The 14,820-nt window shown below is 66.2% G+C and carries 16 protein-coding genes and 1 tRNA gene; 4 read left to right on the top strand and 13 right to left on the bottom strand.

Annotation, left to right across the window (positions count from 1 at the left end; all coding sequences use genetic code 11):
• Positions 1-8 precede the first annotated feature (8 nt).
• Together RJ527_00620 and RJ527_00615 are read right to left on the bottom strand one after the other, a co-directional pair.
• The gene (locus RJ527_00620) at positions 9-773 is read right to left on the bottom strand and encodes an RlmE family RNA methyltransferase (GenBank protein ID WND76259.1); all 765 of its coding nucleotides are present in this window, start codon (positions 771-773) and stop codon (positions 9-11) included.
• Positions 770-1,786, bottom strand: coding sequence for a Ppx/GppA phosphatase family protein (locus RJ527_00615; GenBank protein WND76258.1), 1,017 nt, complete (start codon positions 1,784-1,786; stop codon positions 770-772). Before RJ527_00615 ends, RJ527_00620 begins: the two co-directional genes overlap by 4 nt.
• Positions 1,787-2,002: 216 nt before the next feature.
• Between RJ527_00615 and RJ527_00610 the strand changes: the two genes are divergently transcribed.
• A tRNA-Gln gene (locus RJ527_00610) sits at positions 2,003-2,077 on the top strand.
• A gap of 67 nt (positions 2,078-2,144) precedes the next feature.
• Here RJ527_00610 and RJ527_00605 read toward each other — a convergent pair.
• On the bottom strand, positions 2,145-2,672 hold the full coding sequence (locus tag RJ527_00605) for a response regulator (GenBank protein WND76257.1): 528 nt from the start codon (positions 2,670-2,672) through the stop codon (positions 2,145-2,147).
• A gap of 125 nt (positions 2,673-2,797) precedes the next feature.
• Positions 2,798-2,989 carry a DUF3012 domain-containing protein gene (locus RJ527_00600; GenBank protein WND76256.1) on the bottom strand — a complete coding sequence of 64 codons (192 nt, stop codon included), beginning with the start codon at positions 2,987-2,989 and terminating at the stop codon, positions 2,798-2,800.
• A gap of 97 nt (positions 2,990-3,086) precedes the next feature.
• Here RJ527_00600 and mnmC point away from each other — a divergent pair, with 97 nt between their 5' ends.
• Entirely contained in the window at positions 3,087-5,048 is a 1,962-nt protein-coding gene (mnmC, locus tag RJ527_00595) for an FAD-dependent 5-carboxymethylaminomethyl-2-thiouridine(34) oxidoreductase MnmC (protein ID WND76255.1), read from the top strand.
• 169 nt (positions 5,049-5,217) lie between these two features.
• On the opposite strand, the gene argE is transcribed toward mnmC, so the two are convergent.
• From argE to RJ527_00550, 9 genes are all read right to left on the bottom strand, one after another.
• On the bottom strand, positions 5,218-6,378 hold the full coding sequence (gene argE, locus RJ527_00590) for an acetylornithine deacetylase (GenBank protein WND76254.1): 1,161 nt from the start codon (positions 6,376-6,378) through the stop codon (positions 5,218-5,220).
• Between the two features lie 65 nt (positions 6,379-6,443).
• The gene (locus RJ527_00585; protein WND76253.1) at positions 6,444-7,790 is read right to left on the bottom strand and encodes an MATE family efflux transporter; all 1,347 of its coding nucleotides are present in this window, start codon (positions 7,788-7,790) and stop codon (positions 6,444-6,446) included.
• Positions 7,791-7,825: 35 nt separating this feature from the next.
• The gene (locus RJ527_00580) at positions 7,826-8,269 is read right to left on the bottom strand and encodes a cyclic nucleotide-binding domain-containing protein (GenBank protein WND76252.1); all 444 of its coding nucleotides are present in this window, start codon (positions 8,267-8,269) and stop codon (positions 7,826-7,828) included.
• A 99-nt stretch (positions 8,270-8,368) separates the two neighbouring features.
• Positions 8,369-9,175 carry a hypothetical protein gene (locus RJ527_00575; protein ID WND76251.1) on the bottom strand — a complete coding sequence of 269 codons (807 nt, stop codon included), beginning with the start codon at positions 9,173-9,175 and terminating at the stop codon, positions 8,369-8,371.
• 15 nt (positions 9,176-9,190) lie between these two features.
• The gene (locus tag RJ527_00570) at positions 9,191-9,604 is read right to left on the bottom strand and encodes a YeeE/YedE family protein (GenBank protein ID WND76250.1); all 414 of its coding nucleotides are present in this window, start codon (positions 9,602-9,604) and stop codon (positions 9,191-9,193) included.
• Between the two features lie 5 nt (positions 9,605-9,609).
• Positions 9,610-10,029 carry a YeeE/YedE thiosulfate transporter family protein gene (locus tag RJ527_00565; protein ID WND76249.1) on the bottom strand — a complete coding sequence of 140 codons (420 nt, stop codon included), beginning with the start codon at positions 10,027-10,029 and terminating at the stop codon, positions 9,610-9,612.
• Between the two features lie 53 nt (positions 10,030-10,082).
• Positions 10,083-10,958 (bottom strand): DMT family transporter, encoded by an 876-nt coding sequence (locus tag RJ527_00560; protein ID WND76248.1) that lies wholly within the window; start codon positions 10,956-10,958, stop codon positions 10,083-10,085.
• A 16-nt stretch (positions 10,959-10,974) separates the two neighbouring features.
• Entirely contained in the window at positions 10,975-11,907 is a 933-nt protein-coding gene (locus RJ527_00555; GenBank protein ID WND76247.1) for an FAD-binding protein, read from the bottom strand.
• 2 nt (positions 11,908-11,909) lie between these two features.
• Entirely contained in the window at positions 11,910-12,659 is a 750-nt protein-coding gene (locus RJ527_00550; protein ID WND76246.1) for an electron transfer flavoprotein subunit beta/FixA family protein, read from the bottom strand.
• 311 nt (positions 12,660-12,970) lie between these two features.
• On the opposite strand from RJ527_00550, the gene RJ527_00545 reads away from it, so the two are divergent.
• Complete coding sequence (locus tag RJ527_00545; protein ID WND76245.1) at positions 12,971-13,960, top strand: HAMP domain-containing sensor histidine kinase; 990 nt, start codon at positions 12,971-12,973, stop codon at positions 13,958-13,960.
• Positions 13,961-14,060: 100 nt separating this feature from the next.
• A complete protein-coding gene (locus RJ527_00540; GenBank protein ID WND76244.1) occupies positions 14,061-14,735 on the top strand; it encodes a DUF3299 domain-containing protein in 675 nt (224 codons plus the stop codon).
• Positions 14,736-14,820 lie beyond the last annotated feature (85 nt).

Raw genomic sequence — 14,820 nt, 5'->3', positions numbered from 1 at the left:
GTGTTTTGTTAATTCTGATTTTCGGGGCGGAATCCGGTCGCGACGACATAGCTTTCAGCGGAATCGGCGCGGCTGGCCGGTGGCTTGGCGTGCTTGACCACGGCGAAGCGCCGCTTCATTTGGGCGAGAAGCTCGTTTTCCGTGCCGCCCTTCAGCACCTTGGCGACGAAGCCGCCGCCGGGGGCCAGAACCTCGCAGGCGAAGTCGAACGCCGCCTCGCACAGCCCCATGATGCGCAGATGGTCGGTCTGCCGGTGGCCGGTGGCGGGGGCGGCCATGTCGCTCAGCACCAGGTCGGCGGGGCCGGTCAGGGCGTCCTTGATGCGATCGGGGGCGTCCGGATCCATGAAGTCCTGAAGGATCACCGTGGCGCCCTGGACCGGGTCCATGCCCTGAATGTCGATGGCCACGACCTGCCCGCCTTTCGGGCCCTTGCCGGCGCCGACGGCATCGACGGCGACCTGGGTCCAGCCGCCGGGGGCGGCGCCCAGATCGACCACCCGGCCGCCCTTCTTCAGCAGGCCGAACATGGAATCGAGTTCCAACAGCTTGAACGCGGCGCGGGAGCGATATCCCCGCGCCTTGGCCTCGGCCACGTAGGGGTCGTTCAACTGGCGTTCCAGCCACATCTTGGACGATGTCTTGCGGCCCTTGGCGGTCTTCACGCGATTATGCAGGCCGCGCCCGGAAAACCGCGTCGTGCGCGTTTTCGTCGTGCCGGGGCGGCCCGAACCGGACCGTCCGGACCCTGACTTTCCCGAACCCGTGCTCATTGCTTGGCGGCGTCCTGCATCATGCGGACCAGCAGGCCCTCGCGCACGCCGCGGTCGGCGATGCGCAGCCGTCCGGCGGGCCAGCGTTTGGTGATCGCCTTGAGGATCGCGCAGCCCATGACCATCAGGTCGGCGCGTTCCGGCCCGATGCACGGCAGGGCCTTGCGCGCCTCGCAGGGCATGGCCGAGACCCGGTCGGCCAGCCGTTCGATATCGGTGAAGTCCAGGGTCAGTCCGTCGACCTGGGAGCGGTCATAGCGGGTCAAGCCCAGGTGAATGGCGCCCAGGGTCGTCACCGTGCCCGAGGTGCCCAGCATCAGGGCCCCTTCGCGGGCGAAGGTCTCGGAAATGCCGTATTCGGCGTCGAACGGGGCCAGCAGGGAGTCGACCTCCGCCACCAGGCATTGGAAGCGGTCGGCGGTGCAGTCGGGCGACGCGTTCTTTTCCATCATGTTCACCACGCCGATCGGCAGGGACAGGATGCCGATGGGATGCGGCACGCAGGTCGTCAGGTCGATCCAGCTCAGTTCCGTCGAGCCGCCGCCGATGTCGAACATCAGGGCCCGGGAATGGCCGCCGGTCAGCAGCGGCAGGCAGCCCGCGAGGGTCAGGGTCGCCTCTTCCTCGGCCGGGATGGCTTCCAGCCGGATGCCGGTCTCCGCCTCGACCTTGTGGAAGAAGTCCTTGCAGTTGATGGCCTGTCGGCAGGCTTCCGTCGCGACATGGCGGGACCGCACGACGTTGTGGCGCCGGATCTTGCCGGCGCAGACGCGCAGCGCCGAAATGGTCCGCTGGATGGCGTCCTCGCACAGGTTGCCCGATTTGCCCAGACCTTCGCCCAGGCGCACGATGCGGGAAAACCCGTCGATCACCACGGGGCCGTCCTCGGACGGCTCGGCGATCAGCATGCGGCAATTGTGCGTGCCCAGGTCGATGGCCGCAAAGCAGGGCGCAGTGCCCTTGCTGCGGCGGCGGTGCCGGTGCGGCGAATGTGCTTGGGGCCACTTGGCCATGAAGACTTCCAACGGTTCACTGCGGGTTGTTCCCGCTTGACCGCCCATTCTAGTGATCGGCGGCCCTGGGTCCATCAAATCTATATCGTAATTAGGGTTTTGGCATATGCGACGAAAACCGCGTCTCGTCAGTTGCGTTCCCGAAAGCCAATCGGTATATAACCGCCTTGGCGCGACCCGGCCCTTGCATATGGGGCGGCACGCCGGACTTTCCAATGGGGTGTGGTGTAATTGGTAACACGACGGACTCTGACTCCGTTATTCTAGGTTCAAGTCCTAGCACCCCAGCCAAAATGAAAAGGCGCCCCCAGGTCGGGGGCGCCTTTTTGATTCCGTATGCCGTGGTCGGGCGAGCGGCTCAGGTGCCGGCGCGCCGCTCCTCGGTGATCGGCTCGCTGGTCTGACGCCGGTCGGGGCCGATGTAGGCGCCGGCGGCGACCTGCGGTTTGTGCTGGGCGGCGATGGCCGAGACGATGCGGCGCAGCAGGGCATCCGCCGTCACCGGCTTGATCAGGATTTCGTTCACGCCGGCGTTCATGGCGCGGGAAATCTTCATGCGGTCGACCGAGGCCATGGTCATGATGATCGGCAGGTTGGGCGCCGGGCTGCCTTCGGCGCGGCGCAAAAAGGCCGTGAATTCCAGGCCCGGAATGGCCTTCAGGTCCCAATCGATGATGGCCAGGTGCGGCTCCTGGGTGCGAACGAGGCCAAGCGCCTCGGCCCCGTCACGGGCCAGGTGCATGTCGCGCACGCCAAGCTGGGCGAGGGTGCGGCGCGTCTGGTGCAGGAAGAAATCCTGACTGTCGCCGACGACCACCGATAGCCGTGCGAACCGTTCGTTTTGCGGGCTCCCTGGTCGGAGCCGCGTATTCGAAATAATTCCCATGGACCTGTTCTCCCGTCCGCGTTTCAGCCCCCTTCTGGGACCACCTCGCGCAGGATAAATCGCCAGGAATTACCAACTGGTTAAAAAGCCTTAAGGTTTGCCTTGAAAACCGCGGTCGCGGAGGGTTAGAGGACGCAATGCTTGGTGAAGTTGCCGGCCTCGTTGGCGGTCCATTCACCCTTGGGCTTCGCCTTCAGGTCTTCGCACCATTCCTTGCTGCCGACTTCGGGGCTACAGGCCGTGAAAACGCTGACCGCAAGGACGGCGGCGGCCGCGGCAAAAGGAAGGCGGCGGAAAATCGAGGAAACCCGGTTCATGTGCATACTCCTTGGAGGGTGTTTCAGTCTGATATTTATCCTGGTCGCGGGGCTGGAAATCAACACCCGCGTGGCGCGTGCCTGATATAGAAAAGGCATGAAACAGGACCACCCCGATATGATTTCCCCCCCCTTTGGTGCTGTTCGGCTCGATTGGCGGGACGGCGCGCTGTGTTCCGCCGACTTCGGGGACATCTATTTTTCACCGATCGATGGCCTGGGCGAGGCGCGGCACGTGTTCCTGGACGGCATCGGTGGGCCCGATATTTGGCGGCATCGGTCCCGGTTCACGGTCGGCGAACTGGGGTTCGGCACGGGGTTGAACGTGCTGGCTCTGTGGGACGCCTGGCGGCGCACGGCCCCGGCGGACGCGCGCCTGCATGTCGTCTCGGTCGAAGGCTTTCCCCTGGAACCGGGCGATCTGGCCGCCGCCCATGCGGCGTTTCCCGAACTCGGACCCCTGGCGACGGAACTGCGGGCGGCCTATCCGCGCCGCGTGCCGGGGTTTCACCGCCTTCGGCTCGACGGCGGCCGGGTCGTCCTGACCCTGCTGTTCGGCCCGGTCGCAGAGATGCTGGAACGGCTGTCGGCCCGGGCCGATGCCTGGTTTCTCGACGGTTTCGCACCTCGGCGCAATCCGGACATGTGGGCCGACGCCGTGTTCCGTCAGGTTGCGCGCCTGAGCGCCCCGGGCGCCCGCGTCGCGACCTTTTCCGCCGCCGGCGCCGTGCGCCGGGGCTTGGGCGCGGCCGGGTTCGTCATGACAAAGCGCCCGGGGTTCGCCGGTAAACTGGAATGTCTGGCGGGCCGCTTCGACGGGCTGCCCCCTGGCGATGATACGCCCCCTTGGTACGCACCCCCGGTTCCTCTTGATCCCGGCGCCTCGGTCGCCGTGGTCGGCGGCGGCATTGCCGGGCGGGCGGCGGCACGGACCCTGGTCCAGGAAGGGTTCCGCCCGGTCCTGTTCGACGTGGGCGACGCGGCGGCGCAGCCGGAACGGGTGCTGATTTCGCCCCGCCTGGCGGGCCCGGACGATGCCTACGGCCGCTTCATGGCCCAGGCGTTTCTGCACGCCGAAGGGCAGGGCGGATTGCCGCCCGCGTCGGGTGCCCTGCATCTGCCGGCGGCGGCTGAGGTGCCTCGCCTTGCAGACTTCGCGGCCCGCCTGGGCTGGGACGGCGGGCTTGCCCAGCCGGTGGATGCGAAAGCGGCCTCGGACCTTGCCGGACTTAAGTCCTCGCGCGGCGGTCTGTGGTATCCGGCGGCACGGTTTGCGCCGCCCGCCGCCGTTCTGCCGACGGAAACGCAGTCGGCGCAGGTTGCCTCGCTGACGCCCACGGATTGGGGATGGCGCGTCGGCCTGGAGGACGGCGGCACGGAAACCTTCGACGCCGTGGTCCTGGCCGCGGGGCCCTGGTCGGGGGCGCTGGTTCCCGGCGGCATTCCGGGGTTGCGCGCCAACCGGGGGCAGTTGTGTCACCTGCCGGCCACGGCGGCCTCGGCCCGTTTGCGCCTGCCGGTCAGTTTCGGCGGGCATATAACACCGTTGACCGGGGCCGGGGACGGGGCCGCGCATGTGCTGGGGTCGTCTTACAGACGTTGGAACCTGATGGGGCAGGGGGACGGCTGGCGCGGGCTCGACGCAGGCGACATGGCCTCGGCCCTGGAGGGCTTGGCCGGGGTGTTCCCCGACCTGGCGGAGGCTTGGCAGGCCGCGCCGATCAAAGGCTGGGCGGGCCTGCGGGCGACCACGGCGGATCACCTGCCCTTCGTGGGGCCGTTGGCCGACGCCGCCGCTTACGGATCGGCCTACGGCGGCCTGCACCACGGACGGCGGGGCGACTGGCCGACGGCGCCCTATCAGCAGAACGCCTTCGTGCTCTCGGGCCTGGGCTCGCGCGGCTATCAGACCGCCTTCCTGGGGGCCGAGGTGCTGGCGTCCCTGATGGCGGGGGCGCCCAGCCCTGTGGACCGCGAGGTCGCCACGGCCCTGCATCCGGCGCGCATGCTGGTGCGGTCTCTCCGGCGGCCGCCGGCGCAGCGGCAGCAGGAACCCTGACGCCACGGATCACGGCCCAAGGCCCCTCACCCTGTCCCTCTCCCCGTGCCGGGGCGAGGGGACTCTCGGCGCGCCAATCTTCCGCTCCCCGTTGTGGAGAAAGGACACCATAAATTCTCCCTCTCCCCTTGGGGGAGAGGGTCGGGGTGAGGGGGCTAGGATGCGTGTATCAGCTGGCGCAGACCTTGTCGGCCAGACGGGCCATGAAGGTCTCGCCCTTGGCAACCTGGTCCAGGGTGATGAATTCGTTGGGTTTGTGGGCTTCGTTGATCGACCCCGGGCCGATGATGACGCAGGGCACCCCGGCGGACTGCTGGAACAGGCCGGCTTCGGTGCCGAAGGCGACGGCGGCGTGGTCGTTGCGCCCGGCCAGTTGCTTGGCCAGGGTCACGACCTCTTCCGTGGGGTCGGTATCGAGGGCCGGAATGCCCGACAGTTCCTCGACCTCGATGCCCGTTTCCGGCGAATGGGCCTTCATCTCGGCCTCCAGTTCGCCGACCATCGCCATGATTTCCGCTTGCAGGGCGTCCGGGTCATGCTTGGGCAGGTGGCGGAATTCGAAATCCATGCGGCAATGGCCGGGCACGATGTTCAATTGCTCGCCGCCCTTCATGACGCCCGTGTGCACGGTGGTATAGGCGACGTCGTACAGTTCGTCGAACGGGCCGTCGCCGGCGATGCGGTCGGCCATGCCGCGCAGAAACACGGCCAGACGGGCGGCGTAGTCGATGGCGTTGACGCCCATGGGGGTGAGCGACGAATGCGCCTCCTTGCCCTTGAAGATGGCGCGGAAGCTGCGCTTGCCCTTGTGCCCGACGCAGACCTGCATGCTGGTCGGCTCGCCGATGATGCCCATGATGGGGCGGATCGGCTGTTCGTTCATCATCTTGATCAGCGAGCGCACGCCGATGCAGCCCACTTCCTCGTCATGGGAAAAGGCGAGATGAATGGGGGTCGACAGGCCGCGCTTGAGGAATTCGGGCACATAGGCCAGGGCGATGGCGATGAAGCTTTTCATGTCCGACGTGCCGCGCCCGTACAGTTTGCCGTCCTTTTCCGTCACCTTGAACGGGTCCGTGGCCCAGTCCTGGCCATCCACGGGCACCACGTCCGTATGGCCGGACAGCATGATCCCGCCCCGGTCGATCGGCCCCAGTGTGGCGTAAAGATTGGCCTTGGTCCCCGTGGCGTCGGGCACCAGCTGGCTCGCGACGCCGTGGCCCTTCAGGTAGTCCTGAACGAAGGCCATGAGTTCCAGGTTTGAATAATGGCTGGTGGTGTCGAAGCCCACGAGCTTTTCGATGAGCGGACGGCTGCGGAGGTCGGTCATAGGGTTATGGGTCTGTATCTATTGTCGGGAATATGGGCACAAAATCGGCGCTTCCGGGGCGAAGGTCAAGGACCGTCGCCGGAACCGTCGGGCCGGGGGCCGACACCGACGCGGCGCGCCAGCTTCGGCAGCATCAGACCCATGGTCAGGCCGCGCAGGCTCATGAATACGGTGAAGGCCGCCCACAGGCCGTGATTGCCCCAGGTTGCCGTGACGAAGGGCACGGCGGCGGCGAACACGGCGAAGGAAATCGCCATGCTGTTGCGCATCTCGCGGGTCCAGGTGGCGCCGATGAAGATGCCGTCGAACTGAAAGCTCCAGACCGCGATGACCGGCAACGCCACCATCCAGGGCAGGTAGGCATAAGCCGTTTCGCGGACCCCTGACACGGTCGACAGCGTATCGATGATGGCATAACCGAACAGCCAATAGGCGACCATGAACAGCAGCGCGAACATCACGCCCCAGCCGGTCGTGATCTTCACCGCCTGGCGGAACAGGGTGCGGTCGTGGGCGCCCACGGCCTGGCCGACCATGGCTTCGGCCGCGTTGGCGAACCCGTCGAGCGCATAGGCCGTGAACATGGAGAATTGCAGCAGCAATGCGTTGGCGGCCAGGACCTCGTCGCCCATGCGCGTGCCGGCCGAGGTGAACACGACGAAGGCCGCCTGCAGGCACATGGAGCGGATGAAGATGTCGCGGTTGACGCCCAGCATGCGGCGGATGCGCGAGGTGTCGCGGATGCGCTCCCAGCGCCAGCGCCCGCCCAGTTTGGCCAGTTGGCGGACGGCCAGCCACAGGCCCAGCGCCCCGGCCGAGTATTCGGAAATGATGGTCGCCCAGGCGACCCCGTCGACGCCCCAGCCGAGGCCCAGCACGAACCACACGTCGAGCACGATGTTCAGCCCGTTGAGAAAGACCTGAGAGAACAGGGCCGCCCGCATGTTCTGCACGCCGAAGAACCAGCCCAGAAGCGCGAAGTTCAACAGCGCCGCCGGCGCCCCCCAGATGCGGATCTGGAAATAGCTTTCGGTGAGCGGCCAGACGGCGTCGCTTGCCCCCATCAGCCAGTGCGATATGCCGAGGATCGGCAGTTGCAGGGCGATCAGGCCCAGGCCCAGGACGGCGGACAGCAGGCACGCCCGGGCCAGCCAGGAGCGCATCTGATCCGCGTCCCCGGCCCCGAAGGACTGCGCCGTCAGGCCCGTGGTGCCCATGCGCAGGAAGTTCAGGGACGAATAGATCACGTTCATGATGACGGCGCCGATGGCGACCGCCCCCATGTATTCGGCCCCCGGCAGGCGGCCGACCACGGCCGTGTCGACAAGGCCGAGGAACGGCACGGTGACGTTGGTCGCGATGATCGGCAGGGCGAGCGCCCAGACGCGGCGATTGAAGCTGGCTTGGTTCATCGGAGGACGGGCGGCGGGGGCCGGCGGGGGGCCGGTCAGCCCGTCGCGGCCGGGCCCGGGTCGGCCCTGAGGTTGGTTGCGCGCAGACGCCGGGACAGGTGCAGCAGCAGGTCCTTGTACAATCGCCCGGTAAAGGTTGAATTTCCCGACATCAGCGCGTCGATGGCATTGCGGGGAATGGTCAGGACTTCCGTGTCGCCGTCGGCGATCAGGGTGGCGCTGGCGCCCTGGCCGTCGACGAACGACATCTCGCCGACCACGTCGCCGGGGCCCAGCGGGCCGACGAATTCGCTCAAATGCCCGCCTTCGAACACATGGGTCACGCGCAGCATCCCGCGCGCCACCACCATCAGGTTTTCAACCCGGTCGCCCTGGCCGATCACCGTGTCGCCGCTGCCATAGGTATGGCTGGCCGCGACCTGCATCAGGGTCTCGCGTTCGTCGTCGGTAAGGTTCCGGAAGGAATGTTCCAGGGCCATGAAATTCTGCCTTGCCCCTTGATGGCTTGATTGGACCAGGGAACCTAGCAGATGTTTCGCCGTCAAGGTAAGGCCCGGACGGCGCGGACATGAAATTCTTCAAGGCCGCGCGGGGAAAGCCACGCCGACCCAATCCCGAAGCGATACCCCCGGCCGCGCGCCCAGGGCCGTCGCCGCGGCGTTGGCGTGGGATATCACGCCCGTTTCCCAGGCCGATACGGCGTCACCGATCCGTGCCGAGACATGGGCGACGGTCACCGCCGGAATGGCGCGGGCGTCGAGGGCGGGCAGGCGGGTCACGCCCGCATCTTCGATGCCGCCGCCGGCGTCGTTGAAAACAGCCAGGGATGCCGCCGTCTTCAGGGCGCGGGCCGGGTCGCCGCCGACCAGCCCGCCGTGGGAGCCGGTGATGACGATCCGGCCGACATCCTCGGCCCCGACCAGAGACGCCGAGTCGGCGAGCACCACATCGGCGCCGCCGTTCCGGGCGATGACGCGGCGGCCTTCGTCGACCGGGGGCAGGCCGGCGGCCGGAATGATTGCCTGGGTCAGACGTTCGGCGGCCTCGGCGCAGGTCATCCCGGCGGTGACGCCCAAATCCGCGGCGGTGGCGTTCATGGTGGAGATGACGCCCCGCGCCAGCATGTCGCCGGCATCGCCGATGCGGGCCGACAGGTGGGACACGGCGGCGGCGGCCATGCCGCTCTGGTCGAGGGCATGGATGCCGGCAACCCCGGCGCCGTCCAGCCCGCCGCCGGCGTCGTTCAGAACGACGGCCCGGAGGCCCGCCTTGGCGGCCAGGTATCCCGGATAAAGCCCGCCGTGAGAGCCCGAGACGACGACTTGCCCGCGGTGGCCCACGTCAACGTCGGTGATGGAGGGAAGAAGGAGAACAGCATCGGTCATGGCGGGGAGTTTACCTCACCGCCGGGCGATGCGCCCGTAAAGCCACATGCCGGCGGCCATGGCGGCGAGGAAGGCGAGGGCCTTGTTATCGCCCGTGCCGAGGGCGGCCAGGGCGGGGCCGGGGCAGAACCCGACAAGCCCCCAGCCGATCCCGAACAGCACGGCGCCCAGGATCAGGCGCCCGTCCAGGCGGCCCGGCGGGGGCAGGTGGCTTTTGCTGTCGAGGACGGGTGTCCCCAGGCGACGGGCCAGCCAGTGGCCGGGAACGGAAACGGCGAGAGCCCCGGCCAGGACGAACGCGAGGGTCGGATCCCAAGTCCCCGCGATATCAAGAAAACCCAGCACACGGGCCGGGTTGACCATTTGCGAGATAATCAGGCCGGCACCGAACAATCCCCCGGCGATCAGGCTGACGAGCAGGCGCGCCATCGCCCTCAACCTCCGATCAGGTGGCGGGTGACGAACACGGTCGTCACGGCCACGGTGATATAGACCGCCGTCGCGGCGATGGACCGGATGGAACCCCGCGCCATGCCGCAGACGCCATGGCCGCTGGTGCAGCCGCTGCCGAGCCGCGTGCCGATACCGACCAGCACCCCCCCGATGACCAGGGTGGGCCAGTCGGCGGCGATCATGACGTCGGGGGAAACCAGCTTCAGGCCGAGGAACCCGGCGCCGATCAACCCGGCGACGAAGGCCGCACGCCAAGTCAGGTTCGCGCGCTCGCCGTCCAACAGGCCGCCCAGGATGCCGCTGATGCCCGCGACCCGGCCGTTGAACAAGGCCAGGATCACCGCGCCCAGGCCGATCAGGGCGCCGCCGGCGAGGGCGGAGATGGGGTCAAAGGCGTTCATGGGACAGGTTTATCATGGCTGTTCGTCGCAAAACACATTCAAATATATGAATATCATGTTGCCGGCCGGACGCGGGTCTCCCGGTGCCAGATGTACAGGCCCGTGGCGATGACGATACCGGCCCCCAGGACGGTGGTCAGGTCGGGCAGGACGTTCCAGATCAACAGATCGAACAGCACGGCCCAGCAGATCGCCGTGTATTCGAAGGGCGTGACCACGGCGGCCGGCGCGAACTTCATGGCGAAGGTCATGAGAATCTGGCCGAGTCCGCCGACCAGCCCGGCGCAGATATAGAAGATCAGGTGTTCGGTCGTCGGCGTGATCCAGACGAAGGGCAGGATCAACAGCGACACGGCGACGCCCGTGATCATGTAATAGAACACGATCAGATAGGGCGTTTCCGTGGCCGACAATTGCTTGATCAGGATAAGGCTGGCGGCCCAGCACAGGGTTCCGAACAGGGCATAGAGGGCCCCGACCTGAAAATCCCCCGTGGGGTCGAGGGCGATCATCACCCCGGCGAAGCCGATGGCGATGGCGATCCAACGGCGCAGGCCGACCTTTTCGCCGAGGAACGGAATGGCCAGCAGGGTCGTGAAGATGGGCACGGACATGGCGATGGACATGCCGTCGCTCATGGGGATCGTCGAATAGGCGTAATAGAAGCTGGCGTTGCCGGCGACGCCGAACAGGGCGCGGACGAAGTGGCCGACGGGCCGCGTCGTGCGAAACGACGTCGGCCCGGCGGCGTAGAACATCAGGGGCACCACCATCATCGCGGCGATGGCGTTGCGGAAGAACACGGCCTGGAACGGCGAATACTCGGGGCCCGCCAGCTTGACGAACATCTGCATGGCCGCCAGCGCCCCGACCGACCCCGCCATGCACAGGATGCCCAGCGCCAGCGAACGCCGGGACGTGTCGGCCAAAGGGGGGTGGGCGGCGTCAGTCAGACAGGGCGGCCTTCAGTTCCGGGACGGCGGTGAACAGGTCCGCCACCAGGCCGTAATCGGCGACCTGGAAGATCGGCGCTTCCTCGTCCTTGTTGATGGCGACGATGACCTTGGAATCCTTCATCCCCGCCAGGTGCTGGATGGCCCCGGAAATGCCGACGGCGATGTACAGCTCCGGCGCCACAACCTTGCCGGTCTGGCCGACCTGATAGTCGTTGGGCACGAAGCCCGCATCGACGGCGGCGCGGGACGCGCCCACGGCGGCGCCCAGGATGTCCGCGACCTCTTCCAGCAGGTGGAAGTTGTCACCCGACTGCATGCCGCGCCCGCCCGAGATGATGACCTTGGCGCTGGTCAGTTCCGGGCGTTCGGACTTGGTCAGTTCCTGTCCCGCGAAGGTCGCGAGATCGCTGGCCCCTTCGCCCGCGACGTCCTCGATGGCGGCGGAACCGCCCTCGGCGTTGGCCGCGTCGAAGCCCGTGGCGCGCACGGTCAGGACCTTCTTGGCGTCCGACGTCTTGACGGTCGCCAGCGCATTGCCGGCGTAGATCGGGCGGATGAAGGTATCGGGGCCTTCGATGGCGGAGATGTCGGAAATCTGCTGCACGTCGAGCAAGGCCGCGACCCGGGGCATGACGTTTTTGCCGCTGGTGGTGGCGGCGGCCAGGATATGGTCGAAGCCGGCCGCCAGCTTGGCGATCAGGGGGGCGGCGTTCTCGGCGATTTCGTTGGCGTAGGCCGCGTCGTCGGCGATCAGCACCTTGGCCACGCCGTCGATCTTGGCGGCGGCCTCGGCGACCGCGCGGCAGCCCGATCCGGCGACCAGGACGGTGACGTCGCCCAGTTGCTTGGCGGCGGCGACGGCGTTGAGCGTCGCCGGCTTCAGGACCGCGTTGTCGTGTTCCGCGTAAACCAGGACAGCCATGATCAGATCACCTTCGCTTCGTTTTTGAGTTTCTGGACAAGCTCGGCCGCGCTTTCGACCTTCACGCCGGCCTGACGGGCGGGCGGCTCGGTCACTTTCAGGATTTCGACCCTGGGCGAAACGTCGACGCCCAGTTCATCCGCCGTCAGCTTGGCGATCTCTTTCTTCTTGGCCTTCATGATGTTGGGCAGGGAGGCATAGCGCGGCTCGTTCAACCGCAGGTCCGTGGTCAGCACGGCTGGCAGCTTGAGGTCCAGGGTCTGCAGGCCGCCGTCGATTTCACGGGTGACCTTGGCCTGCCCGGCGCCGAGTTCGATCTTGGACGCGAAGGTGCCCTGCGACCAGCCCATGAGGGCGGCCAGCATCTGGCCGACCTGGTTGTTGTCGTCGTCGATGGCCTGCTTGCCCAGGATCACCACGTCCGGGTTTTCGCGGGCGATCAATTCCTTGAAGATCTTGGCGATGGCCAGCGGCTCCACCCGGCCGTCGGCGACCACGTGGATGCCCCGATCGGCCCCCATGGCCAGCGCCGTGCGGATGGTTTCCTGGGCCTGATCCGGGCCGATGGACACGGCGATCAGTTCGTCCGCGGTGCCGGCTTCGCGCAGGCGCACACCTTCCTCGACGGCGATTTCGTCGAACGGGTTCATGGACATTTTCACGTTCTGGGTTTCGACACCCGTGTGGTCCGATTTGACGCGAACCTTCACATAGGCGTCGATCACGCGCTTGACGCCGACCAGGATTTTCATGGCTAAACCTTCTTATTCGGCCGCTCGTGAGGTCCAGGCGGACCTCCGGCCTTGATTGCTGCACTGCGAGAGATGATCCGCTGGATTTAAAGGAGGAAGCCCATCCCGTCAAGAAACGCCATTTCATTCCGCGATGCGGACGGCGGCGGGCGGAAAAGCGCGAAAATCCTGGATTGGTAAAATTTTAGACTAATTTGAACAAAAACTACTTTAAATAAAAAATATTGATGTTCGATTCAATTAATACGAAAGTTATAGGTGACGCAATTAAAAATGATTCGGGGACCGGACTGCGGCGTTTTGAACGAAAGATGACAGTCACCATGGCCCAGAACTATTCAGATTTGCCCTACGGTGCCGGTCGGCCGATGGTCCCCGGGTATGGGGCACCCGTCAAACCGACGCTAAAAGGCCTGCTTCTTCTTCCGATTCTGCCCGTGCTGTGGGTGGTGCGCGGCTTCAAGCGCCGCCGCGACAAGGATAAGACCAAGCTGCAAATGGAAATCCTGCAGCTTCGGCGCGAACTCGCCGGGCTGCGCGCCGTCAACATGGAACTGTTGAAGGGTAAGGAACGGGCGGAAATCAATGATCAGCGCAAGACCGAATTTCTCGCCCGGGTGACGCATGAACTGCGCACGCCGCTGAACGCCGTGGTCGGCTTCGCCGATCTGGTGCGCGAGGAACCTTATGGCGAACTGGGCAGCCCCAAATATACCGAATACCTGACCGACATCCGCGCCACCAGCGCGCACATGCTCGACATCGTCAACGACCTGTTGGATGTCGCCAAGATTGAGGCCGGGCAGATCGACATGCGGGAATCCTGGACCTCCGTGCCGGTGATCCTGGACGACTGCCGGCGCCTGATCCAGGGCCAGGCGGACGCCAACGGCGTCGATATCGTGATCGAAACGCCGCCGGATCTGCCGGGGCTTTACTGCGATCCCGGCCGGGTCCGCCAGATCGTCGTCAACCTGTTGTCCAACGCCGTCAAGTTCACGCCCAAGCGCGGCCATATCACCCTGGCGGCGCGCACGGACCGGGTCGGCGGCATCGTCATCCGCGTGTCGGACACGGGCATCGGCATTCCGCAGGACGCCCTCGACGACGTGTTCGAGCCCTATATCCAGATCCGCGGCAATCATCTGCTCAAGGGTCAGCAAGGGTCGGGCCTGGGCCTGTCCCTGGTGCGCATTCTGGCCGACATGCATCAGGCGTCGCTCGGCCTTGAAAGCGTCGAAAACCGGGGCACGACGGTGACCGTCCGCTTCCCGCCGACGCGGGTGCGCGCAATTTCCTGAACGCCATCAGGTTCTGCATCAAAATTCCGCATGTCGCCGATTGCGGCGGTCGGGGGGCGCGTCTAAGGTGCGGCGAATGTTCCGCAGTTTGAGGGTTGCCATGCCGCGCCTGTTCCATCTGGTCTCGCCGCTGTTCCTGTTGCTGGTCGTGGCCGGGCCGTTGTCGGCGGCGGAAACGCCCAAGGTGTTGACCTGGGAAGACCTGATTCCCCAAGGCCCGCCCATCGACAATCCCTACCAGTACCTGCCGATCGATCAGCAGGTCGAACTGGAGATGTTGGCGACCATCCGGTCCCAGGTCGCGGCGGGTCTGATGAACGAGGTCCATCCCATGTTCGAGGACGCGCGGGAGATCGAGTTCAAGTTGCGTCAGGAAGGCATCGACGTGGACCGCATGGTCGGCTTGGTGCAGAAGATGCAGGTCGAGGTCGCGGCGCGGAACGGCGAACTGGCCCATGACCTGGACGGCCAGCTGGTGCGGCTGCCCGGCTATGTCCTGCCGCTGGAGTTCGAGGGCACGTCGGTCAAGGAATTCCTGTTGGTGCCCTATGTCGGGGCCTGCATCCATGTGCCGCCGCCGCCCATCAACCAGACGGTGGTGGTGCATCTGAACCAGTCCTACGCCGCCAAGGAATTGTACGAGCCCGTCTGGGTGACCGGGCGGATGACCGTGAAGCGGGCCAAGCGCGCGCTTACCCTGGTCGACGGCAGCGCCGATGTCGAAGCCGGTTACACGATCCAGGGCACGCGGGTCGAACCCTATACGGAAAAATAGGCCGCGCCGGGCGACCGTCGTTTTCACGACCGAATAATCGGGTGATGGGGGTAAAGAGCGATTGCCGGACAAAAAATGTTATAAT

The organism is Thalassospiraceae bacterium LMO-SO8, from assembly GCA_031655335.1.
Classification (GTDB): domain Bacteria; phylum Pseudomonadota; class Alphaproteobacteria; order Rhodospirillales; family Casp-alpha2; genus UBA1479.
The sequence above is the reverse complement of the archived record's forward strand: the minus strand, read 5'-3'. Positions and strand labels throughout refer to the sequence as shown.